21 protein-coding genes are annotated in these 22,045 nt (G+C 62.8%); 11 read left to right on the forward strand and 10 right to left on the reverse strand.

Translation table 11 applies throughout. The features are described 5' to 3' along the window. Window positions 1-14: 14 nt before the first annotated feature. The 5 genes from rnpA to ABWI03_RS27650 all read left to right on the forward strand — a co-directional run bounded on the left by rnpA (window position 15) and on the right by ABWI03_RS27650 (window position 3,577). The gene (gene rnpA, locus ABWI03_RS27630) at window positions 15-395 is read left to right on the forward strand and encodes a ribonuclease P protein component (RefSeq protein ID WP_003942450.1); all 381 of its coding nucleotides are present in this window, start codon (window positions 15-17) and stop codon (window positions 393-395) included. Next, a complete protein-coding gene (gene yidD, locus ABWI03_RS27635; protein WP_007729147.1) occupies window positions 392-772 on the forward strand; it encodes a membrane protein insertion efficiency factor YidD in 381 nt (126 codons plus the stop codon). The genes rnpA and yidD overlap by 4 nt, the downstream gene beginning before the upstream one ends. Window positions 773-776: 4 nt before the next feature. Beyond that, window positions 777-1,883, forward strand: a complete 1,107-nt coding sequence (gene yidC, locus ABWI03_RS27640) for a membrane protein insertase YidC (RefSeq protein ID WP_003942570.1) — start codon at window positions 777-779, stop codon at window positions 1,881-1,883. A 20-nt stretch (window positions 1,884-1,903) separates the two neighbouring features. Then, on the forward strand, window positions 1,904-2,467 hold the full coding sequence (locus ABWI03_RS27645; protein WP_003942504.1) for a Jag family protein: 564 nt from the start codon (window positions 1,904-1,906) through the stop codon (window positions 2,465-2,467). A 177-nt stretch (window positions 2,468-2,644) separates the two neighbouring features. Continuing rightward, window positions 2,645-3,577 carry a GNAT family N-acetyltransferase gene (locus ABWI03_RS27650; protein ID WP_298774783.1) on the forward strand — a complete coding sequence of 311 codons (933 nt, stop codon included), beginning with the start codon at window positions 2,645-2,647 and terminating at the stop codon, window positions 3,575-3,577. An 8-nt stretch (window positions 3,578-3,585) separates the two neighbouring features. On the opposite strand, the gene ABWI03_RS27655 is transcribed toward ABWI03_RS27650, so the two are convergent. Next, on the reverse strand, window positions 3,586-3,732 hold the full coding sequence (locus ABWI03_RS27655; RefSeq protein WP_298774785.1) for a hypothetical protein: 147 nt from the start codon (window positions 3,730-3,732) through the stop codon (window positions 3,586-3,588). 147 nt (window positions 3,733-3,879) lie between these two features. On the opposite strand from ABWI03_RS27655, the gene ABWI03_RS27660 reads away from it, so the two are divergent. The 5 genes from ABWI03_RS27660 to ABWI03_RS27680 all read left to right on the forward strand — a co-directional run bounded on the left by ABWI03_RS27660 (window position 3,880) and on the right by ABWI03_RS27680 (window position 8,838). Further along, window positions 3,880-4,062 carry a hypothetical protein gene (locus tag ABWI03_RS27660; protein WP_298774787.1) on the forward strand — a complete coding sequence of 61 codons (183 nt, stop codon included), beginning with the start codon at window positions 3,880-3,882 and terminating at the stop codon, window positions 4,060-4,062. Between the two features lie 1,031 nt (window positions 4,063-5,093). Beyond that, the gene (gene rsmG / locus ABWI03_RS27665; RefSeq protein ID WP_019746204.1) at window positions 5,094-5,774 is read left to right on the forward strand and encodes a 16S rRNA (guanine(527)-N(7))-methyltransferase RsmG; all 681 of its coding nucleotides are present in this window, start codon (window positions 5,094-5,096) and stop codon (window positions 5,772-5,774) included. A gap of 81 nt (window positions 5,775-5,855) precedes the next feature. Further along, a complete protein-coding gene (locus ABWI03_RS27670) occupies window positions 5,856-6,857 on the forward strand; it encodes a ParA family protein (RefSeq protein WP_003942510.1) in 1,002 nt (333 codons plus the stop codon). Between the two features lies 1 nt (window position 6,858). After that, window positions 6,859-7,899: a ParB/RepB/Spo0J family partition protein gene (locus ABWI03_RS27675; protein ID WP_124566987.1), complete on the forward strand. Its 1,041-nt coding sequence runs from the start codon at window positions 6,859-6,861 to the stop codon at window positions 7,897-7,899. Between the two features lie 255 nt (window positions 7,900-8,154). Continuing rightward, window positions 8,155-8,838, forward strand: coding sequence for a hypothetical protein (locus ABWI03_RS27680; RefSeq protein ID WP_007729135.1), 684 nt, complete (start codon window positions 8,155-8,157; stop codon window positions 8,836-8,838). A 20-nt stretch (window positions 8,839-8,858) separates the two neighbouring features. On the opposite strand, the gene ABWI03_RS27685 is transcribed toward ABWI03_RS27680, so the two are convergent. The 4 genes from ABWI03_RS27685 to nox form a co-directional block, all read right to left on the reverse strand. After that, on the reverse strand, window positions 8,859-10,049 hold the full coding sequence (locus ABWI03_RS27685) for an N-acetylmuramoyl-L-alanine amidase (protein WP_124566988.1): 1,191 nt from the start codon (window positions 10,047-10,049) through the stop codon (window positions 8,859-8,861). A gap of 128 nt (window positions 10,050-10,177) precedes the next feature. Then, window positions 10,178-10,501, reverse strand: coding sequence for a thioredoxin (gene trxA / locus ABWI03_RS27690; protein ID WP_003942530.1), 324 nt, complete (start codon window positions 10,499-10,501; stop codon window positions 10,178-10,180). Window positions 10,502-10,539: 38 nt separating this feature from the next. Beyond that, a complete protein-coding gene (trxB, locus tag ABWI03_RS27695; protein ID WP_298774795.1) occupies window positions 10,540-11,547 on the reverse strand; it encodes a thioredoxin-disulfide reductase in 1,008 nt (335 codons plus the stop codon). Between the two features lie 131 nt (window positions 11,548-11,678). After that, window positions 11,679-12,890 carry a 4,4'-dithiodibutanoate disulfide reductase gene (nox, locus tag ABWI03_RS27700; RefSeq protein WP_296553883.1) on the reverse strand — a complete coding sequence of 404 codons (1,212 nt, stop codon included), beginning with the start codon at window positions 12,888-12,890 and terminating at the stop codon, window positions 11,679-11,681. A gap of 98 nt (window positions 12,891-12,988) precedes the next feature. On the opposite strand from nox, the gene ABWI03_RS27705 reads away from it, so the two are divergent. Continuing rightward, complete coding sequence (locus tag ABWI03_RS27705) at window positions 12,989-13,555, forward strand: helix-turn-helix domain-containing protein (protein WP_020909857.1); 567 nt, start codon at window positions 12,989-12,991, stop codon at window positions 13,553-13,555. Between the two features lie 5 nt (window positions 13,556-13,560). On the opposite strand, the gene ABWI03_RS27710 is transcribed toward ABWI03_RS27705, so the two are convergent. From ABWI03_RS27710 to ABWI03_RS27730, 5 genes are read right to left on the reverse strand one after another with little or no spacing between them, the layout of a single operon-like run. Then, the gene (locus ABWI03_RS27710; RefSeq protein ID WP_298774797.1) at window positions 13,561-14,277 is read right to left on the reverse strand and encodes an RsmA family anti-sigma factor; all 717 of its coding nucleotides are present in this window, start codon (window positions 14,275-14,277) and stop codon (window positions 13,561-13,563) included. A gap of 53 nt (window positions 14,278-14,330) precedes the next feature. After that, window positions 14,331-14,957 (reverse strand): RNA polymerase sigma factor SigM, encoded by a 627-nt coding sequence (gene sigM / locus ABWI03_RS27715; RefSeq protein ID WP_166810403.1) that lies wholly within the window; start codon window positions 14,955-14,957, stop codon window positions 14,331-14,333. Between the two features lie 47 nt (window positions 14,958-15,004). After that, window positions 15,005-19,027 carry a lipid II flippase MurJ gene (locus ABWI03_RS27720; protein WP_298774800.1) on the reverse strand — a complete coding sequence of 1,341 codons (4,023 nt, stop codon included), beginning with the start codon at window positions 19,025-19,027 and terminating at the stop codon, window positions 15,005-15,007. Next, on the reverse strand, window positions 19,024-21,378 hold the full coding sequence (locus ABWI03_RS27725; RefSeq protein ID WP_095973480.1) for a DUF6049 family protein: 2,355 nt from the start codon (window positions 21,376-21,378) through the stop codon (window positions 19,024-19,026). Before ABWI03_RS27725 ends, ABWI03_RS27720 begins: the two co-directional genes overlap by 4 nt. Further along, a complete protein-coding gene (locus tag ABWI03_RS27730) occupies window positions 21,375-21,947 on the reverse strand; it encodes an NUDIX hydrolase (RefSeq protein ID WP_166810406.1) in 573 nt (190 codons plus the stop codon). Before ABWI03_RS27730 ends, ABWI03_RS27725 begins: the two co-directional genes overlap by 4 nt. Window positions 21,948-22,045 lie beyond the last annotated feature (98 nt).

Genomic DNA, 22,045 nt, shown 5'->3' on the forward strand with positions numbered 1-22,045 from the left:
TTCAGGAGCTCGGGGTGTTGCCTGAGCCGTTCCGGTTGCGTCGCCACGCGGATTTCTCCGTGGCGGTGCGACGTGGGCGTCGTATGGGAAGACGCGACCTTGTCGTGCACGCGTTCGATCGCGAGCAAGTAGAGGCGCTGGTAGTAACAAATCACGGTCCCCGTTTCGGGCTGATCGTGAGCAAGGCTGTCGGGCCGGCGGTGATTCGACATCGAGTCGCACGCCGGCTTCGTCATATCTGTGCAGATTTCGTCGGACAGGTTTCACCGGAGACGGACGTGGTGATCCGCGCACTTCCGGGCGCAGCTACCGCCAGTTCAGCTGAACTGGCCAAGCAGTTGCGTGGGGGCCTGACCAAAATGAACCTATTGGTGTCGGTAAGTGAAGAGCCATGAGTACTCCGCTCTCTGAGCAGATCGAGACTCCCAGAGCCTCCCGTGTCATCACGGTGTTGAAGGCTGTGCGTCGCGCTCCCGCCACTGTTCTCATCTTCTGTATCGAGTTGTACCGGACGTATGTGTCGCCCTTGAGGATGCCGACCTGCCGGTTCACCCCCACCTGCAGTGAATACGCAGTCGAAGCGCTGCGCACTCACGGGGCGATCAAAGGCCTTTTCTTGACTGTGGTGCGGTTGGCGAAGTGTGCCCCCTGGCATTCTGGAGGGTGGGACCCTGTCCCTGCCCGTCGTGACCGTGATGCGGGTAGCCGCCATAGCTGTCCGGAAGCACGCGCAGCGTGTCACAGTCCGACGGACGAACAGAGGAGTACTTAGAGCCGTGCTCAATTTCATCTACTATCCGGTATCCGCGATTCTGTGGGTCTGGCACAAGGTCTTCGGGTTCATTCTCGGCCCGGACAACGGAATAGCCTGGGCGCTTTCCGTGGTGTTCCTGGTGTTCACCTTGCGTGCGGTTCTGTACAAGCCGTTCGTGAAGCAGGTCCGCACGACCCGCCAGATGCAGGAACTGCAGCCGCAGATCAAGGCATTGCAGAAGAAGTATTCGGGCGACCGTCAGCGCCAGGCCGTCGAGATGCAGAAGCTCCAGAAGGAGCACGGATTCAACCCGATCATGGGCTGTCTCCCGGTCCTGGCTCAGGCACCGGTGTTCATCGGTCTGTTCCACGTCCTGCGCTCGTTCAACCGCACCGGCACCGGCATGGGCCAGCTGGGCATGAGCGCCGAGGACAACCTCAACACCCCGAACTACGTCTTCTCGGCCACTGACGTCCAGTCGTTCCTGGATGCCCGTCTGTTCGGCGCACCCATCTCGGCGGCAATCACGACGCCGGTTGCGCAGCTCCAGGCTTACGTCACCGAGAATGTTCCCGAGCTTCCGTCACGCCTGAACATCATTCTCGTGGCAGCTCCGCTGATGATCATCGCCAGCATCGCGACGCACTTCAACTCCCGCGCTTCGGTTGCACGTCAGAGCGAAGCAGCTGCCGCGAACCCGCAGTCCGCGATCATGAACAAGCTCGCGCTGTACGTCTTCCCGCTCGGCGTTCTGGTCGGTGGACCGTTCCTTCCGATCGCGATCCTCCTGTACTGGGTGTCGAACAACATCTGGACCTACGGTCAGCAGCACCTCGTCTTCCGCAAGATCGACGCCGAAGAAGAAGCCAAGAAGCAGGAAGCGATCACCCGTCGCAACGACAATGCGCCCAAGCCTGGTGCCCGTCCCGATCCCAGTAAGAAGAAGGGATCCCCGGCTGCGCTGAAGACCGCGGATTCAGCCGACGACGACGGCGATGCCCCGGAAGTTTCGCTCAAGAAGCCACAGCCGAAGCCCTCGGGTTCCAGTGGTGGTTCCACGTCGAAACCGAAACAGAACCGGCCACAGAGCAACCGCGGCAACTCCCCCAAGCGCAATAAACGGCGCTGATCCAGGAAAGAGAACGACCAATGTCCAGTGAAGCTGACATCGTTGTGGATGGAGAGAACGCAGACGTGAGCACCGAGACCACTGCGCCGGTTACCGATGTGGATGTAGACATCGACGATTCCGATGACGATTTGATCGAAGAGGGCGAGATCGCCGGCGACTACCTCGAGCAGTTGCTCGACGTTCTCGATTTCGACGGAGACATCGACCTTGACGTCGAGGGCGATCGGGCGATCGTGAGCATCGACGGCGGCGACGACCTGACCAAGCTCGTGGGACGCAAAGGTGAGGTTCTGGATGCTCTTCAGGAGCTGACTCGTCTGGCCGTTCAGCAGTCGACCGGAGAACGTAGCCGCTTGATGCTCGACATCGCCGGCTGGCGTGCGGGCCGCCGCGAGGCACTCAGTGCTCTCGGTGCGGAAGCTGCACAGCGTGTTCTCGAGACCGGTGAGCGCGAAGAGCTTGCTCCGATGACGCCGTTCGAACGCAAGATCGTGCACGACGCCGTCGCCAAGGTCGCCGGTGTTTCCAGCGAGAGCGAAGGCGCTGAGCCGTCTCGCCGAGTGGTTGTCCTCAAGGACTGACACTCCCCTTGATCGAATGCGGGCCCCGGATATTCCGGGGCCCGCTTTTTGTGTCCGAGAGGTGTTTCACGTGAAACCGAAGCCCTCGGCACGGTGAAGGTCGGGTGCCTATCGTTGTCGACATGTCCCACCTCTATTTCGGAACCAGTCGTCAATGAAGCGTCATGAAGGGAAGCAATGGTGCTGATTCGACCCGCGACACGGGCCGAGCTGGAAGAGCCCGTGGTGTTCGCGGTGAACGATCCGGTCGGGTTCATCGACCCCGACTCGCTCCGGGAAGAGGTGGCGGCCGGACGGCTTCGTCCGGAATGGAGCTGGTTTGCCGTTGACGGCTCCAGGATCGTCGCGCGTGCTTTGTGGTGGGGGCGTGAGGACAGCGAGCACCCGCTCGCCCTTGATTTCCTACACGTGCTGGCTGACGTGCCGGATCGTGCCGCGCTTGCCGCCGAACTCATGTCGCGGGCGCACAGCGAGTTCCATGCGAAGCCTGAGTATGTACTGGTCATGCCGACCGCCGGGCAGGACGCGGATTCCGCCGTCGCAGACGCCGTGTCCTGGCGTCGGGAGGCGGCCCAGGCGGCCGGACTGACCGAGATCATCGAGCGGCTGCGTTTCGAGTGGACGCCTGCGGCTGGTGTGCCCGCCCCCTCCGAACGTCTGATTTTCCGTCCAGCCTCCGATGAGGAGTTCCTCGCGGTGTTCCAGCGGGTCGCTATCGGCAGCCTGGACATCGCCACGCAACGAGGTATCGCGGCCACGGACATCGTCAGCCAGGCCCGGGACGATCTCGAGTTCTACCGGTCGTGCCCCGGCGAACGGTCGTGGTGGCGGCTGGCGGAGACCGTGGACGGGACGCTGGTCGGTTTCGCGATCCCGTCCGCGACGCCCTACCACCGCAACGTCGGATACCTCGGAGTAGTGCCCGAGCTGCGCGGGTGCCGCTACGTGGACGACATCCTCTGCGAGATCACCCGCGTTCACGCAGCCGATGGCGCCAATTGCATCACCGCGACCACGGACGTGCCCAACACGCCCATGGCCGCGGCGTTCAAGCGGGCGAACTACCAGGTGACCGAGGTCAGGATGGTGTTCGAGGCCCCGGCGGGCTGAGTCGGGCGTCAACCGAAGGTTCTGCCGTCGCCGGTCGCGCCGGCGCGGGCCTTTCTGTCCAGCTTGTCCGACGGTTTAGCGGTGACGCGGAGATCGCCGAGTACCAGGAGATTCGGGCGGCCAGGTTCCAACTCGGCCCACATACCCTGCTTCACCGGTGTCGTACGAAATGGAGGTCTCCAGATCCGTTCACCCGGTCGCGGAAGTGCAACCATTGGATGCTCGTGTGTGCCCGAGCTACTTGCCCGTGGTCTTCGAACTGCAGCAGAGAATGGAAATTCGACTCTTGCCCGCCGGGTGGTGTGGAGTATCGGCTCTGGTGGTTGTTGCCGCTGGGAGTAGTCGCCGTCGTATTCATTCCACTTGCACTGGCATGGGGATCCGGGAGGGCAGTCATGCTCAGCTTCACCATTGCCTTCCTGGCTGTCGGCTGCGCACTGTGCATGTTCGGATTTTCGATCGACAACATGCCGTACTACACGTGAGCCCCTCCCCTCCCCCAGCCGGAATAGTCGGCCCTTCGTTTCACGTGAAACCGGATCGATGGTTGTTGCCCCGAGCCCTCGATCTCCATCCTCCGGTTAGCAATGGATACCTATTGGATGGCGATCACGAGTGCAATGGCTTCGGGTGTGCCGGATTCGACGATGGTTTCGGAGATGCCAACTGGCGGATCTCGTGTTGGATTTCAACCCAGTGTCGAACCGGCGTGGAACGACGGTGCACGGTGTAGCTGAGTTCAAGTGAGTCGATCGATGCGGACCCTTGCGCTGCGTCGGCGTCTCGTCGCGGGCGTTCGTCAGCGACATATGCTCGGTGCTTCGATGAAGGAATTTATGTAGTGCGGGTTGCTCGATGCTCTACGACGGTGTCGAGGGCGAGGCCGTCGTTGCGGGTGCTTTCACTGTCACTCCAGAGGCAAGGGTGAACTCTCCGATGCGCAATATGTGTTGCGGAGCTCTGTGGATTGATTCGCGGTTTGTGATGCCAAGTCTCCGGTCCCCCGCAGCGGGCGAGTCAAGCCGACGGATGAATGGCTCGCTGCAACCGGCGATGAGATATCGGAACTGTCCGAGACTTGGTACCGAAGAACATCCGCGTCAAAAGATGGACTGCGTCAGACTGACCGAGTCGGCTCGGCAGCCCGACGCCCGCGATTTTCTGCAACCACTTTTTCGTTGAAAATTGCCCATTTTGGGTCAGAATTCCATCCATGTAACTACCCATGGCAGTTTCGTCACTGTGATGATACAAAGAATCGCGCTCCTATCTGCCTTCGATCGCCCGAGTATGTTTCACGTGAAACTCGTCAGATTGCAAGATTTCTCAGCGCGATGTTTCACGTGGAACGTGAACCCCTCCCCTCCCCCGCTTGAATTTTGGTCTGAATACTTCCCAAAGAATGAACGAGTCGGCAGACTCACAGCGAGTCGGTGTGCAGAAGCGAACACATGTCGGCTTCAGAGCGGATAATGATTTCGGTCTTGATTGTTGATTTCGCGGTTTACGCGGGAGGATGTTTCACGTGGAACAGAATGGTGCGGCGTCGGTTGACTGGGACGAACAAGAGACTGCGCGCGCAGTGTTCGGTGACAGATACGAGATCGCGGAACGGTACTACCAATCCCTTGCGACGGATGGTGTCGAGCGCGGGCTCATTGGTCCCCGTGAGGTTCCTCGACTGTGGGAGCGCCACCTTCTCAATTGCGCAGTGATCGGTGAACTGATCGCCGAAGGTGAGTCGGTTGTGGACGTAGGAAGCGGTGCCGGCCTACCTGGCATCCCTCTCGCGATCGCCCGCCCGGACCTGAAGGTGACTCTCGTCGAACCATTGCTTCGACGTTCGGTGTACCTCGCGGAGTTCATCGAGTCGAACGGATTGGACGTACTGGTTGTCCGCGGGCGAGCCGAGGAATCGGGTGTCGTGAAGGAAGCAGGCGGTGCGGACGTGGTCACCTCGCGGGCCGTGGCGCCTCTGGAGAAGCTCGCACGTTGGTCCCTTCCGCTCATCCACGAGCACGGTCGGATGCTGGCACTCAAGGGCTCGAGCGCCGCCGAGGAGATCGAGCGGGACCGAACGGCGCTCACCAAATTGGGCGCAGGTAAGTTGGAAATACTCGAATGTGGAGCCAAGATTCTCCGCACCCCCACCGTAGTGGTGAAGGCCGAACGTCTCCCGAAGCGTCGCCAGCGTTGATGATTTACACGCATGCAATCGAGAGCAATGTACAGATGATGAGAGCACCTAGTGATCGATTCCCAATCGAAGGAGCAGTCAATGTCGGGTCGATCTGAATCCGCCGTTTCACGTGAAACACCGAAGCAGCACACGAGCGCGGGTGCGGATCAGATTGTCAACGACGACGACAATTTCACCGCCCCCTACGCGGCGATCTCTTCGGAGGAGACTCCCATCGGGGCGGCCGCGCATCGAGCGAGCCAGGTGCTTCATCCACATTCGGTGACACTGCCGAAACCGGCATTCCGTCGCGTGATCACCATCGCGAACCAGAAGGGTGGCGTCGGCAAGACGACGACCACAGTGAACCTTGCGTCGGCGCTCGCTCTTCAAGGACTCACGGTCCTGGTAGTCGATTTGGACCCTCAGGGCAACGCCAGCACGGCGCTGGGCGTCGTCCATACCTCGGGCACCCCGTCGAGCTACGAGTTGCTCATAGGCGAAGTGAAGGCCCCAGAGGCGATCCAGACCAGCCCGCACAGTGAGCGGCTTCTCTGCATTCCCGCGACGATCGATCTGGCAGGCGCCGAGATCGAATTGGTCTCTATGGTTGCCCGCGAGAATCGACTCAAAGGCGCGCTCAACGACAAGGTGCTCGCAGAGCTCGACGTCGACTTCGTCCTCATCGACTGCCCACCCTCGCTGGGACTGCTGACCGTCAACGCGATGGTCGCTGCCAAGGAAGTTCTGATCCCGATCCAGTGCGAGTACTACGCCCTCGAGGGGGTCGGTCAGCTGCTCCGCAACATCGAACTCGTCCAGGCTCATCTGAACCCGGATCTGCATGTCTCCACCGTCCTACTGACGATGTACGACGGGCGCACCAAGCTGGCCGATCAGGTCGCCGAAGAAGTACGGAAACACTTCGGTGAGGCCGTCCTGCGCGCAGTGATTCCGCGCAGCGTGAAGGTTTCCGAGGCTCCTGGATACGGAATGACAGTTCTCGATTACGACCCAGGTTCACGTGGCGCCATGAGTTACCTCGACGCCGGACGCGAACTTGCCGCCCGCTCTGCCACCACGACGACCCAGGAGCAGTGAGATGAGTCAAGCACGCAAAGGTGGATTGGGCCGCGGCTTGGCTGCTCTCATTCCCACTGGGCCGGCAACGGCGCCGGGTCTGGGATCGGCTGCAGCGGACGTCGTAATCGGCGTCGACAAGCGCAACCCCTCCCCTCCCCCACCGACGAAGGCCGCCCCGAAAACGCCGAAAGCCACCAAGGCGACGGCTGCCAAGGCCGCCGTCGAAGCGGAGCCGGAGACCGAACTCGAGCCGACCGGCGCGGTCTATCTCGAGATCGAACCGAGCCTGATCGAGACGAACCCGAAGCAGCCTCGCAGCGTTTTCGACGAGGAAGCACTCGCGGAGTTGGTTCACTCGATCCGCGAGTTCGGCTTGATGCAGCCGATCGTGGTCCGTCGTCACGGTGACAAGTACCAACTTGTCATGGGTGAGCGTCGCTGGCGTGCGAGCCAGGAAGCCGGGCTGGAGAAGATTCCGGCGATCATTCGTGAAACCGATGACGACTCGATGTTGCGCGACGCGCTCCTCGAGAACATCCATCGAGTGCAGTTGAACCCCCTCGAGGAGGCAGCGGCGTATCAGCAGCTGCTCGAGGAGTTCGAAGTAACGCACGAAGAATTGGCCAATCGGATCGGACGTTCGCGTCCCGTCGTGACCAACATGATTCGTCTGCTGAAGCTGCCGGTGGCGGTTCAGCGCCGTGTGGCGGCCGGCGTACTTTCGGCCGGCCATGCTCGCGCGCTACTGTCCCTCGAGGCGGGTGCCGACGCGCAGGAAGTCATGGCGGCGCGCATCGTCGCGGAAGGAATGTCGGTTCGGGCGACGGAGGAAGCCGTCACTCTTGCCAACCGGGCGGACAATGAGATCGCTCCCCCGCAGAAGCGGAAGCCCATCGTGATGCCGGGTCTGCAGGATGTGGCCGAACGTTTGTCGGACTCGTTCGACACCCGGGTGACTGTCAGTCTGGGCAAGCGGAAGGGAAAGATTGTGGTCGAATTCGGCTCGGTCGACGACCTACAACGCATCGTCGGAATGATGGAAGCGCAGAAATCGACGTAGTGAACTCGGACGCCCGTTTGGTGACGTAATGACGATGACCGGGCACACCACCTATTTTCGTCACTGTGACGAATTTAGGTGGTCCGAGCTTCTCGAAATCTTGAACCGGGACGAAAGATGTTGAACAGCAATACATTAGAGCGATCAACTCTCGCGCCACTGCCGACTCGGTACAGCTGGCCTATCCTGGAGAAGAAAAAAGCGGCGGGCGAGCATCGAAACCGCTTAGGGGACCTACGGAGAGTGAGTTAGTCAGTGTCGACTCACGTCATCACCTCTCTCACGCTCGACAGCCTCGATCAGCTTTCCGCCCATGCGCGTCGATGCGTGTTCTGGGAGATGGACCCGGGCGCGCTTCACGACGCCCGAGGATTCTGCGATCAGGAATTCGAGAAGGAAGCCTGGCTGTCGATGGTCATGCTCGAGTGGGGTTCGTGCGGACAGGTCGCCGTCCGCGACGGAAAGCCGCTCGGCAGCGCGCTGTACGCCCCTCCCCGCATGATCCCACGCGCGCAACTGTTTCCCACCAGCCCGGTCAGCTCGGACGCAGTGCTTCTCACAAGCCTTCGCCTCGAGCCCTCGGGCATTGAGGAAGAGCTAGGACCAAGCCTGCTGGCCGCTGTCGTGACAGATCTGGTTCGACGCGGAGTTCGTGCGCTCGAGGCATTCGGTATCCGTAGCGACGACCTGGGACCTGCTTCCGACGTGGCCAGTGCAACGGCAGCTCTGGAATGTTCACCCGCAGAATGCATGATCAGTGCCGAGTTCCTCGAGGATTACGGTTTCGAGGTTGTGGCACCGCACCATCGTTACCCGCGCCTTCGCCTCGAGCTCAATCGAGACCACGAATGGAAAGTCGACGTCGAAGAAGCCCTCGACCGTCTACTGAAGGCCGCAGCTCTCGAGATGGTGGAGATCAGCGAACTCGCCAGAGTGTGAACAGGTGCCGACCGCAAGACCTACGAAATGCGGTCGGCTACCGAAAGTTCTTCTGCGAGAAGCTCGGCGAAGGTGAAGGTGCCGGTCGGCTGATCGTCTTGACCCAGCAGATACAGCCGCTTGACCGAGATCAAGATGGCTTCGGCGATGGTGTCACGCATCCGCGGATTCGTCAGTACCGCAACGTCGGACGCGTTTGACAGGTAGCCGAGATCGATCTGCACCGTCGGCATGTTGGTGAGGCGCAACAACTCCCACGTCCGACCGTGAGTTCTGCAGTCCCGCAACGGGGTTCGCGCAACAATCTCGCGCTGAACGAAACCGGTCAACACCTGCCCGATCATCGAGACCGAACCGTGCGAATTGCCGAAGTGGAAGCTCGCGACGCCGTTCGCCGATGGGCTCGAGTTGCTGTCGCAGCGCAGCGAGATCATCAGATCGGCGTCGAATGCGTTGGACGTCAGTGCACGTTCGGCCTCGGTCGGATCGGCGTTGTGCGGTCGGGAGAGGAAGGTTTCCATCCCGGTTGCAGCCATCCTCCCCTCGAGGCGCATGGCCAGATCCCAGAGGATGTCGGCTTCGGAGATGCCGTTGACGATGGTGCCGGTGGACGGCCCACCGAGGCCGGGGTCGATGACGATGCGCTTGCCGCCCAGCTGGGGGCCCTTGCGCCTGACCAATTCCTCTTCGCTGATCGCATGTGGGGAACCACCGGTGACGCGAGTTCCCAGAAGTTCCAGTGAGCGCAGTGTCTGCGGTCCGCAGATACCGTCGGCCGCGATCCCGATTTCACGCTGGAAAGACGAGAGAGATTCGTGGGTCTGCGGGCCGAAGAAACCGTCGACCCGGCCTGCGTAGAAGCCGAGGTCCTGCAGTTTGGCCTGCAGAGCTGCGACGTCGTCGCCGTAGAGCGGCGCTGACAACTGGTAAATCAACGTGCGGGCACCCAGGCGGTACGAGGCCTCACGAAGTGACCGATAGGTTGCCGGACCCACAATGCCGTCGACAAGGAGCCCACGCTGCTGCTGGAAGGCACGAACGGCACTGTCGAGTTGATGATCGAAGATGGCGTCGGGTGCAACCCAGTGGGCACCGTCGGCGCTTTCACGTCGAATGCCGGAAGTTCCGTGATGGAGGTATCCCAGCTTCGTCAATGTGCCCCGAATCTCGGCGACGGCCGGGCCGTGATCGCCGTGTCGGAGTCTGTGCATGCGTGAAAGCCTCTCGGATCGGTTAACGAATTCGATCGATGTGCCTGGTCGTAGACCCGATCAGGCACATCGATCGATTATCTCAGAAATTCTGTGGATTGCGAGAATCCACTATGCTCACTCGCCCGTCAGAGAACGTCTGCGAGGTCCTTGAGCAGCGCGGCCTTGCCCTTGGCGCCGACGATCGTCTTGATCGGCTTGCCGTCCTTGAACAGGATCATCGTCGGGATCGACATGACCTGGAAATCGCGCGCGGCCGCCGGGTTGGCATCGATGTCGAGCTTCGCGACGGTCAGCTTCTCGCTGTTCTCGCCGGCGATCTCCTCGAGGACCGGGGCGACCATCTTGCACGGGCCGCACCAGGTTGCCCAGAAATCGACCAGAACGGGCTTGTCGCTGCCCAGGACGTCCTGCTTGAAGGAATCGTCGGTGATGGTGACGGTATTCGACACTGTTACTCCTCGAGGGTTGGGTACGACAGCTTGGTGAATCAGGGAGCGCCGACGACGTCGACCGTGTGGCCGGCTGCGTCGAGCGTGTTGGCGGTGATGTCGCCGCGGTCGGCCAGCCAGCGTTCGGCGTCGATAGCTGCGGAGCATCCGGTGCCGGCAGCGGTGATCGCCTGACGGTACGTGTGATCGACCAGGTCACCGGCAGCGAAGACGCCGTCGACGGAGGTCGCGGTGGAACCGGGGGCGACGCGGACGTATCCGGCGTCGTCGAGGTCTACCTGGCCCTTGACGAGCTCACTGCGCGGGTCGTGGCCGATGGCGACGAACATGCCGGTGATCTCGAGTGTGGAGGTCTCGCCGGTGACGGTGTCGCGCACGACGAGGCCGGTGACGCTGTTCTCACCAAGCACCTCGACGGGCTCTGCGTTGGTCAGGAAGCGGATCTTCTCGTTGGACTTGGCGCGCTCGAGCATGATCCGTGAGGCGCGGAACTCCTCGCGGCGGTGCACCAGGGTGACCGAGCGAGCGAAGCGGGTGAGGAAGGTTGCTTCTTCCATCGCGGAGTCGCCGCCGCCGACCACGACGATGTCCTGGTCACGGAAGAAGAAGCCGTCGCAGGTGGCGCAGGCGCTGACGCCGCGGCCGAGGAGGCGTTCTTCACCGGGAATGCCGAGGTAACGGGCAGCCGCACCCATGGCGAGGATGATCGCGTGCGCGGCGTATGTTTCGCCGTTCGCGACAACAGTCTTGATCGGGCCGCTGAGATCGATCTCCTCGACGTCCTCGGTGCGGATGTCGGTGTCGAAGCGAAGTGCCTGCTCACGCATCTGTTCCATCAGGTCGGGGCCCATGATTCCTTCGCGGAATCCGGGGAAGTTCTCGACCTCGGTGGTGGTCATCAGGGCGCCACCGAACTGGGTTCCCTCGAAGAGCAGGGGCTGGAGCTCAGCGCGCGCGGTGTAGACACCAGCGGTGTAGCCGGCCGGTCCGGAACCGACAATGATGACGTCATGGACCGCGGGCGTGTTTTCCAGCTGGGTGGTCATGCGAGCCTTCCAATAGTGAGTGCAGACCCTCCGCTTCTTGGAGAGCCGTACCGATCAACACCAGGATAAGGGGTGTTGTTCCCGCACTCGGCTGGAAAGTGGCTCACAGCCGGCAGCTCACAGCGCGGGGCTCACTGGGCGGGGCGCAGGGCCTCCCGAACCACCAGCGCGTCCCGAACCACACAGCGCGTGCCGGTGTAGATGGTGGGCATGCACTTGTTGCAGTGGATGCACAGTCCCTCGTCGGCGCTCTCGGCCTGGAATTTGTTGACCAGTTGCGGGTCCCTGAGGAGCGCACGCGCCATGGCGACGAATTCGAATCCTTCATCCAGTGCGTGGTTGACGGTGTCGACGCGGTTGATGCCGCCGAGCAGGATCAGCGGCATCCTCAGTGCCTGCCGGAACTGACGGGCGAAGGGCAGGAAGAAGCCCTCCTCGAACGGGTACGTCGGAAAGAGTTTGGGACCGTAGAACTTCAACCCGTACCCGACGAGTTTCGGTTGGGAGGCGACGAATTCAGCCAGTGGGACCTCGCCACGGAAGAAGTACATTCCGTTGAGAAGTGAACTGCCACCGGTCAATTGCATCGCGTCCAGGTGGCCGTCGCCTTCGAGGATCTGTGCGATCGGCAGACTCTGGTCGAGCCACAGACCTTTCGGCACCCCGTCGGACATGTTGAATTTCGCGGTGACCGCCACGCTGGATCCAGCGGCCCGTCGCACCGCTTCGATGACTCGACGCGGATACTCGGCGCGCTTGGCGACGCTGCCACCGTATCGATCGTGGCGCTTGTTCAGATTGGGGCTCATGAAAGAACTGAGTAGATAGTTGTGACCGAGATGGACTTCGATGGCGTCGAATCCTGCGTCCACTGCGACGCGGGCGGTCCGTTCGAAGTCGGAGACGACACCGTCGAGTTCGGCAAGTGTCGCGCCTTTGACGAGGCCCATCGCGGGCGGACTCAGCCGGGTCGACGGCGCCAGAGTCTTCGTCTTGTTGGAAAGAGTGTTGGCGACCAGTCCCGCGTGGCCGATCTGCGCCGCGGCAAGTGCGCCTTCGGCGTGGACGGCGTCGGTCAGCCTGCGCAGTCCCGGCAGCGCGCGCTCGTCCATGACAACGGTGTCGCGGTGGACGCGTCCACCTGGTGAGACGGCGCAGTAGGCGACAGTGGTCATCGCGGCCCCGCCCCGAGCCACTTCGGCGTGAAAGTTGATCAGATCGTCCGAGACCGCTCCCCTGGGCATGACGCCCTCGAACGTCGCAGCCTTGACGATGCGGTTGCGCAAGGTCAGAGGGCCGAGACGTGCGGGTTCGAATATCGACGGTGTGGGCGCTGTGGTCATTTTCAACTTCCTGCGGCGGCCTGATCTTTACGATGCCAGTGGACTCGTAACTACGACGATATAGCGCCTACTCCCAATCTGTCCGACAATTCGACACGATGAACGCCACAGGATCAGGTCGCCCACGAGACCCACGCATCGATGACACAGTCCTCGAGGTCACCCGAGCGATGCTCCTCGAGGTCGGATGGGAGCAACTCAGTCTCCGGGCGATCGCGGCACGGGCAGGGGTCAGCCGAGCTTCGATGTCACGGCGATGGCCGTCGAAGGCGCATCTTGTTCTCGGGTCCATTCTGGGCGCGACACCAGACCTGACACCGTTCGAGGGCACCGATCGCGACGGCTGGATCCGTTGGGTGGTGGAGGGAAGTGCTCAGCTGTTCTCGCGGCCCGAGGTTCGCGCCGCGTCGCCGGGGCTGCTGGCTGCGCTGCGCGACCATGACGACTTACGCAACGAATTGTGGCGCGGTTTCAGTGGGCCGAGCACGCAACTGTTCCTTCAGAATGCCGAAGATCCCGAATCGGCACTGCTCGATGCCAAGGCTGTGCTTGTGTTGGCGGCCGGAGCAGCGATGTTTTCGAGTCTGATAGCGGTCGAGGACGATACGGATGCATTGCGCGGGAGAATCCTCGAGCTCCTGCTTCCCGCGGCAACGCCGCGCTGACACCGTCAACCGATGTTCTTGACCGACAACGTATTCGGATTCCCGTCGCTGCAGTTGATGCCAACAGTCAGTGCGGTGATCTGACGCGGCTGCGATCCCGCGAAGAGGATGACTATCGCAGGTGCACCGTCGATGCGAACCTCACCGGAGCCGAGGACAGGCTTGCCCTCGTCGATGCCATTGGCGCTGAGGCAGTCGGCAAGCTTGGACGGATCTTCCAGTGGTCCAAGGTTTTCCGAGCCGATGAGTGAGAGAAGGGACGCCGAATCCGGATCGTCGACAGCAGACGTCGCCGGTGTGCTTGGTTGAGCGACAACGCTTTCGGCAGGCTCGGAATCTGGGGTTCCGACCACAACGATCACGAAGGCCACCAACACGGCTGCTGCGGCACCGAGCACCCAAGCTTGTGGGCGTCGCCGGAACGGCACGACGGTTGTCTCTGCTGGCGGCTCGACCTGGCTGGACTGTTTATCCAGTGCCGAATTGATTCGCTCGGCAAGCGAATTCGGAATCCGTTCGTGAGTGGCCTCGCGCGAGTTCAGTGTCGCGAGTGATGCTGTGACGCTGTCGAGAGTAGTGACAAATGCATGGGCGTCGGGGTCTGCGTGCACCAGCGGCCACAGGGCTGCACTGGTTTCGGGATCGAGAACCCCGGCGTGAAGATCCGCTAGTAGGTCTTCCGAATACGGAGGCGACGGAACACGAACAGACGGATCTGTCATGAACCCTCCCTCGGCAGTCGGTGTGGACGCTTACAAGATAGGACGCGTCCGGTTCACGAATGGTTCCCGCCTTCGCGAAAGTCTTCCAACTGGGTGGCGAGGCGCTTACGCGCGCGGGCGCAGCGACTCTTCACGGTCCCTACGGGTACTCCCAACCTCTCGGCGGCCTCGGCCACCGGATACCCCTCGACATCGACGGCGACGACGGCAGCACGCTGCTCAGGGGGCAGCGATGCCAGTGCCTGTTCGACGGTCAGGCTCATGTCCACTCCTGCCGCGTAATCGCGGTGATCGCGGGGTTCCTCCGCATTCTCGGAAGACAGAGAGAATGCGGCCCGCGATTTGTTGCGTCGGATCCGGTCGAGGCAGGCATTGACCACGATGGTGTGGAGCCAGCTACGCACCGCCGCGTCACCGCGAAACTTCGCCGCCTTGCGGTGCGCGGACAGCAGACCCTCCTGGAGAGCGTCTGCCGCGTCCTCGTCCGAGTAGCTCGTTCGCCGGGCAACGTGCCACAGATGATCCTGATGCCGGAGCAGTAGTTCACGGAACGCGTGTCGATCGCCCGCGACATGAGCGGTCAACAATTCGAAATCCGTCGCCTCGAGATTTTTGTTCTCGAGACTTCTGGATTCGAAATTTCCGGCTCCGCCCCCGGTGCCCCCCCGATAACTGTGCACGGGCGGATATTAGCCCAGTCGGTAGGTTTCGGAAGGGCCAAGGGCGATCACTTTGCAGCAGTGAAAGCAATCTCCGAGATGGATGTCTGGTTTTGTCCGGATTCGGTGCTGAGCTGCGTAATCCAAACCAGGACATACTGACCCGAGCCATCCGAAGTGACTGGAATGTCGGTCACACCGTTCTTCAGGACACCCGATCCGATTTCCTTGGTCTGATCCAGTGAAGTATTCGCAGAAGGGGCAGAACGGATTTCAACGACGGTTCCCGGCGAATCAGACGTGATCGCAACGTTCTTCAGGTTGGCTGCATCGGCAAGACTCACCATCAGGCCGACACCGTTCTTCAGTGACGGGAACGGCTGGAAGTACGAGTCCGACGACCACGCAGTGGCCGGATTGCCGTCGATGGCGTTCTTGGCCGTTGCCGGTTGATCCGGCGTGCCCTGGGGTGAGAACACCGTTACGGCCGAGGCAGCTACCGGCACGGTTGCCGCCGCCGGTGCGGGCGCGGGTGAATTGTTCTCGGGCGCAGTGGCTTCGGTGGTCAATCCGAAACTCTGCTCGCTGAGAGGGGTGTCGTTACTACCACCCGAGAGGAAGCTCGCCACCCACACCACAAGGAGAATCAGGACGATCACGGTGAAGACACCGAGCGCCGTCAGTGCCGCGAGCATCCGCGTCGACTTCTTCTTCTCGGCCTCGATGGCTTCGGGGTCGTTCAGTGCATGACCGGACGCTCCCTGTTCGCGGTGGCCGAGACGAAGTGCCGGAATCATTTCTGTCTTGTCGTTGACGACGGATGCCTGATCGAGGATGTGCTGCACGGTGGCAGCAGTGCGGATTCCGCTCTCCGACTGCAACGCTCGAACTGCCACGGCCGAGATGTCGAACGGAACCTCCGGACGGACGACTCGAGGCTCGACGATGTTGCCGTCGGCGCCGCGTCCGGCGGGAAGCAAACCACCGACGGGACCGGCGGACGGTTCGGCCAGCGGCCAGCGCGCCGTGATGAGCGAGTACAGCATGGCGCCGAGACCGCGAACGTCGCTGGTGGAATCGGCGTCGGCAAGCGTCGCCGGGAACGCCAGTACGGCGTCACCGTTGATGCTGATGCGAACGCGGTCCGGGTGATCGATGGACAGCGCGCCGCCGGTGCGGTGAGCGGCTTCGGCAGCGGCCGCGAGGGCGCGAATGGCGCGGGCAGCACCGATCGGTGACGGCGTGGTCTCGGCCATCTCCCGCAGCGAGCGACCGGGAGTCCATTCGGCGACGACGATGCCGCCCGAGCTTCCGCGGACGACGTCGAGGACGCGAGCCAGACCGGGCGAGTTGATCCGTCCCAGGCGCAGCGTGCGCGAGAGAACCGCCTGTGGTCCGGACTGGCTGTCGTCGTCGCCGCGCTGATCGGCGTCGACGAACGTCAGGGCTACTTCACGGTCGAGCTTGACGTCGAGAGCTTCCCAGAACTGCAATCCGCGGGTTCCGCCGTGCGGCGCGAGCAGACGGTAGCGTCCGCCGGCGACTGAGGCGCCCGGGATGAGCTTGGGTCCACGGGGCATCGGTCGCTGGGCCGGTCGTGATGCGGATCCGGCGGCAGGTGTGCGAGGCGCAGCTGGCGGCGGTGTCTGAGCGGCAGCCGTCTTCTGAGGTTCGGGTGCCTTCTTGTCCGGAGCAGGTGTCTTCGACACGGGTGTCTTCGACACGGGAGCTGAAGGTGTCTTCGACACACTGACCGGAGGCACCGGCGGAGCGGCCTTCTGCACCGGCTGCTGCGGCTTCTGACCCTGCGGGCTTTGGCCCTGCTGCGGCTTCTGACCCTGCGGGCTTTGGCCCTGCTGCGGTCGCTGTGCAGGCTTCTGACCCTGCTGTGGTTTCTGGCCGGCAGAGGCGGAGGAACTCGTGGATGCAGGTGTGCCCGACGATGCCGTTGACTTCTGTTCGGACGCTTTCACGGCAGAAGTCCCGGCACTCTTGTTGCCGGAAACGTTGTCGTCGCTCACCCTCGCTCCTTCTCCATCGATAGCCCGTCCCCGAATACGCGCGGGTTGCGATCCTGTACGCCCATGACCAGGGTACGGGAGCGCACCCGGTCGTTCTTGCTCGTTTGATTCCGTTCTGATTGCAGGAATCAGCTCGGTGACGTCGTCGTCGGTGTTGTTACGTGTGTCCGGTTCGGCGCGACCTGTCAGTGAACGAATCTTGCGGGAGACCGCAACCGTTACCGACAGAACTTCCGGAACCTTCTTGAAGTAGAGAATCGTGAAGGTGATCGCGAGCATCAGGATGCCGCCGACGGCGACGCGAACCATCGAGCCAGGTCCGCCGAAACGCTCGGTGAGTTGATCGAATCCGAGGACTCGGTCGACCGCGAGCATGGTCAGCGAACCGGCCAGCGAGGCGAGTACGACGGACCAGACCGTCTTGCCCACGTTGGCCATCTGCAGGTTTCCGAGGCTGCGGTGCAGGAGGTATCCGCCGATGACGGCGCCGGTGATGTAGCCGAGACCGTTGGCCGCACCGAGCAGGATCACCACCTGATCGCTGTTGGAGGCGAAGACCGGAGCCAGCGCCGAGAAAGCGATCTTCACTGCAGTGATGCCGAGAACGATCCACGTCGGCGTCCAGGCCTGTTCGCGGGCGTAGAACACTCGAAGTTGGATCAGGACCAGCGCGTACGGAATCAACGTGAATGCCGACCAGCTCACGGCGGTGCCGAGTCGTTCGGCCTGTTCGGGCCCGAAGCGTCCGTAACCGTAGAGCGCTTCTCCGACCTGCGGACCCATGAAGGTCAGGAACATGATGATCGGAACCAGCGTGATCATGGTCAGACGCGTAGCGACTGACAGATCGTCCACGACAGCCGGGGTGTCGTCGGCAGCTGCGTTGCGGCTCAGGCGCGGCATGATTGCCGTCAGAACCGTCACTCCGAGCACGCCGTACGGGAGCTGCAGGAGTAGCCAGGCCTGGCTGTAGATGGCAGGGCCGGCTTCGTCGGCGTGGGAGGAGATCTTGGTCGCGAAGATCATGCCCATCTGGCTGATCAGGACGTACAAGACGATGGCGACGGCCATGCCGCCGAACTGGCGCAGGCGATCGTCGAGACCCCACAGCGGCTTGAGCGAGATCTTCTCGCGGCGAAGCGCGGGGATCAGGCTGGCTGCCTGCACGATGACGCCGATGGTGATGCCGATGCCGAGGGTGAGCAGCTTTGCATCGCCCATCGAGACCGGATCAAGCGAGATCTCTCCCGGAGTCAGGCGGTAGACCACGAGCACCACGAGGACGACGACATTGTTGAGTACGGGAGCCCAGGCTCCGGGCTTGAAGATCTGTCTGGTGTTCAGAAACGCTGTGAACAGCGCCGACAGCCCGTAGAACAGGATCGCCGGCAGAAGCAGATACGACAGCGCGGTGGTCAGGTCGGTGCTGACCTTGCCGTCTTCGGACAGGAAGACGTATTTGGTGAGTACGGGTGCTGCCAGGGTCGCGAGCAGCGCGGCCATGCCGAGTAGAACCAGCGACGCCGTGAAGAGGCGTCGGACGAACGCTTCGCCGTGATCGGCGTCCTCCCGCTCGGCGCGAACCAACACGGGGACGACGATGGCGGTGAGCACGGCGCCCAGAACCAGTTCCGCGATCATGTTCGGGATCTGGCTGGCGACGGTGAACGAGCTGGCGATGGCCGGACCGAGGACCATCAGAATCATCAACTGCTTGGCGAATCCAGTGATGCGACTCGTCAGCGTCGCGATCGCGATGGAACCCGTTGCCGCGAGGAGTCGAGAGTTCGTCTCCTTGCGTTCCCCGACCTGGACATGGGCGTCGGTGTCGAACTCGTCCGACTTGGTCGTCTGCCGGTCCGCGAACTCCATCTCGGCTTCGCGGTACCTGGGGTAGTCGCGGATCACCGGGATGGTCATGGTGGGTGCGTCGTCGAAACGTGCGTCCGGGTTGACCGGCTGAATCGGGTAACCGCGCTCCCACGGTGGCATCCGAGGATGCGAGCGGGTCGTGGCACTCTTGCGGGTGATCGCCGAGCGGCGACCCTCCTCGGGTGGATTCCCGGTCATGAGCGTTCGTACCCTTCATCTGCTGGGTCCGGCTGACCCTTGAATCGATGCCACAGCCGTCGCCCTGCCAGGAACAGCAGCAACCCTCCCGCTGTCGCCGTCACGGCGGCCAGGGGACGACCGTACGCATTCGACCGTACGGTCACGCTGGTCGGCGTACCCAATTGGCGGCCATCTGTCGTGGTCAGCGAGAAGTTGACTTCCAGCTTGCGAGAATCGTTCATTTCCGCGGGCACAGTCAACTGTCGGCTACCTCGCGGCGGCAGCTGTTTGGGACCGATGTCACTGATCTGCATCTCGGGTGGGGCTTCCACACGCAGGTCGACGTTGATGGCGATGGGCAGCTCGTTGCGCGCCACCAGCAAGAGCGGACTCTGCCCCGACGCGAGGGTGTAGACGCCGCCCGGCGACACGACACTGACGGCCCGGTACATCCCGTCTACGGCTTCGGTGACGTTGTCGGCGCGGATGGTCGCGGCGCGCTCCGCCCGATTGACCGAGGCGGAGTCGACGTTGCGGCGATCGGCCAAAGTCATCGAGCGGAGTAGATCTTCGCGGAGCGGCGCCGTGAATCCCCGGGGGGTGAGCAACACCGCCGGATCGTCCACGAGCGAAGCTTCGAGCCCGTCGATACGCGGAAGTTGGGTGGTTGCGGTCTCGACGACGGACGTCTGCGGGCCGTCCTGGGTAGCTCGGTCCGGGTAGTCGAGCGTGGCGGCGTCCGTGGCGCCCGGTTGTCTGCCGAGTAGTGCGGGCAGGGCCTGAGGTGAGGCGAGACCGGAGCGGATGAGGGTCGCGAGCATCGAGAGCACCGCGGTGGCGTCGTTGCTGTCTGCGGTCCACAGTTGCGGCGGCGCGAAAATCTGATTGCGCGGCAATGACGTCGGCGTCAGCGCCGCCCAGGCCATCGCCCCCAACGCGTCCTGACGCCGGGCGCTGCGCGATTCGATGTCGATGGTCGGCGCGGTGTCGTCGGGGATGTACGACGGGACCTGCGGTTCCGAGCCGGTGGCGGCCAATGCTGCGGCTGCCGAGGTGTCGAAGGCAAGCGCGTCGAGTGAGCCGGTTATCCGCGACGACAGTTGCGGGGCCGCCGAGTCGACGGAGGTGTCAGCCACCATCGCTGTGGTGGGATTCACGCTCAGCACCTCTGCGGTGGCCGAGTCGAGGACACCCGAATCGGGCCAGACGAAATCTCGCAGTGAAGTCACGCCGAGGATGTTGTCGACGATGTCTGCCGGCCGTGCGAGCGCGGTAGCCGTCAGTTCCGGATTGGCCACCGAGGTGACCGCGGCGAGATCGGCCTGCGCGAACGGAACCGCCGTCGTGCACATCGAGGACGCGAGAGTCTTCACTCGGCCGAGCCATTGGTTGGCGGCGTCGCTGCCACGGCCTTCGTGCGACGGCCCGGTGGGATCGGACGAGTTGTCGGCCACGAGGTATCCGCGAGTCATGTTCTCGACGGTGATCAGAAGATCCGGGTCGATTGCCAGGCAGAGCGCGTCGGTGACGCGGCGATCGGTATCGCTCTCCGGCTTGGTGGCGCTCTCCACCGCGTCGACCAACGCGTCCAGGCGGCCGCCGTCGGAAAGTTCGGTGGCAAGTTCGTCGTCGATCAGGCGGACGGGCTCGTTGACCGAGCCGGGGATTCCGCCGACGAGTCGGGGAGAGTCGGCCAGCGGCCACATGAGCGTGACGCCGATCGGGGCGGACGTGTCGGGGGGAACGACGGCCGTCGCCGACGAACTGGGTGTTCCGGATGTGGCGTTCGATTCGGCTGCGGCCGGCACACCGAGGACGGGGAGCAGGAAGCGTGCGTCGTCGAGCCGGGCGGCACCGCCGTACTCGGGGGTGCCGTTCACGTTGACGAGCATCGGGTACACGCCGGGTTCGGTGATGTCGAGAGACAGACCGGTGGTGCTTCGGAGCGGCAGGGTAAGAGTGAACTGTTTGGACTGGCCGGTGTCGAGGGTGGTGGCAACGGTGTCGAATTCGCCGACCGTGTCGAAAACAGCCTGATCGAAATCGAGTGCTGCGCGCACGTCCGAACTGGAGTCGATTGCGGGAGCGCGTTGCAGCCTCACTCCGACGTCCTCGACGGGACGGTCACCGACATTCTTCACCGTGCCTTTGACCACGACGTTGCGGTCACTGGTGGTCGTCACCGTGGTCGGTGCGGTGGAGTCGATGGTCAGCTGCAGAAATTTGGCATCGTTGGTGTTTCGCGCCGGGGCGCGCTCACTGGGCTGGCTGGACGGAGCGGCCCAGGAGACGGCAGTCGTTGCAGGCCCGAAACCGACAGCGGCCATCACCAGAGCGGCCACACCGGCCCGCCGCAGAGCCATTCTCATCCGGCGTCCGGTTCCTTCGGGTGCTGTTCTTGTCGTATTTCCGTTCGCGGCATTTCGGCGATCATCTGCGATGCGAGTTCGGCCAGCTTGCGCTCGTCGGCGTATGCAAGCCGCGAGTGCAGTTCCGTCAGCGGCACCCAGGCGACTTCGGTGACCTCGATGTCCTCGTCGGAGAGTTCACCGCCGAGAAAGCGGAGGAGATAGTGGTGCACGGTCTTGTGGACGCGTCGACCTTCGGTCACGAACCAGTAGTCGATGCTGCCCAGCGGTGCCAGGACAGTTCCCTGAATGCCGGTTTCTTCTTCGACCTCACGCATCGCGGTCTGTTCGGCGGTCTCACCCTGCTCGATATGCCCCTTGGGTAGCGACCAGAGTAGGCGTCCACGGCGGTCGGTACGGCCGATCAGTGCAGCGCAGAGGCGTTCCGGGGGTCCTCCCCAGCCATCGACGACCAAGCCGCCCGCAGAAGTTTCACGGACGGTTCGCATCAAAGGTTTATCGGGGTTGCCGACGGCAGGTCGACGCCGCGGGTTGCGGCGACTCCTGTTTGTTCGTTCGGCACCAGACACCTCATCGATACTAGTTGGCCTTGCTGCGTTGCCCGGTAACCCGCGCAAAGCGGTCTATCGCGTTCGTATGCGCGTTCTGCTATTTGCGCACCTTAAGT

The sequence above is a fragment of the Rhodococcus baikonurensis genome (assembly GCF_040489275.1).
Taxonomy (GTDB): domain Bacteria; phylum Actinomycetota; class Actinomycetes; order Mycobacteriales; family Mycobacteriaceae; genus Rhodococcus_F; species Rhodococcus_F baikonurensis.

Excerpts from the sequence above, each read along its gene's own strand:
- yidD (WP_007729147.1), top strand. The coding sequence starts at position 392 with ATGAGTACTCCGCTCTCTGAGCAGATCGAGACTCCCAGAGCCTCCCGT.
- ABWI03_RS27645 (WP_003942504.1), top strand. The coding sequence starts at position 1,904 with ATGTCCAGTGAAGCTGACATCGTTGTGGATGGAGAGAACGCAGACGTG.
- ABWI03_RS27650 (WP_298774783.1), top strand. The coding sequence starts at position 2,645 with ATGGTGCTGATTCGACCCGCGACACGGGCCGAGCTGGAAGAGCCCGTG.
- rsmG (WP_019746204.1), top strand. The coding sequence starts at position 5,094 with ATGTTTCACGTGGAACAGAATGGTGCGGCGTCGGTTGACTGGGACGAA.
- ABWI03_RS27670 (WP_003942510.1), top strand. The coding sequence starts at position 5,856 with ATGTCGGGTCGATCTGAATCCGCCGTTTCACGTGAAACACCGAAGCAG.
- ABWI03_RS27675 (WP_124566987.1), top strand. The coding sequence starts at position 6,859 with ATGAGTCAAGCACGCAAAGGTGGATTGGGCCGCGGCTTGGCTGCTCTC.
- ABWI03_RS27685 (WP_124566988.1), bottom strand. The coding sequence starts at position 10,049 with ATGCACAGACTCCGACACGGCGATCACGGCCCGGCCGTCGCCGAGATT.
- trxB (WP_298774795.1), bottom strand. The coding sequence starts at position 11,547 with ATGACCACCCAGCTGGAAAACACGCCCGCGGTCCATGACGTCATCATT.
- nox (WP_296553883.1), bottom strand. The coding sequence starts at position 12,890 with ATGACCACAGCGCCCACACCGTCGATATTCGAACCCGCACGTCTCGGC.
- ABWI03_RS27705 (WP_020909857.1), top strand. The coding sequence starts at position 12,989 with ATGAACGCCACAGGATCAGGTCGCCCACGAGACCCACGCATCGATGAC.
- ABWI03_RS27710 (WP_298774797.1), bottom strand. The coding sequence starts at position 14,277 with ATGACAGATCCGTCTGTTCGTGTTCCGTCGCCTCCGTATTCGGAAGAC.
- ABWI03_RS27720 (WP_298774800.1), bottom strand. The coding sequence starts at position 19,027 with ATGACCGGGAATCCACCCGAGGAGGGTCGCCGCTCGGCGATCACCCGC.
- ABWI03_RS27725 (WP_095973480.1), bottom strand. The coding sequence starts at position 21,378 with ATGAGAATGGCTCTGCGGCGGGCCGGTGTGGCCGCTCTGGTGATGGCC.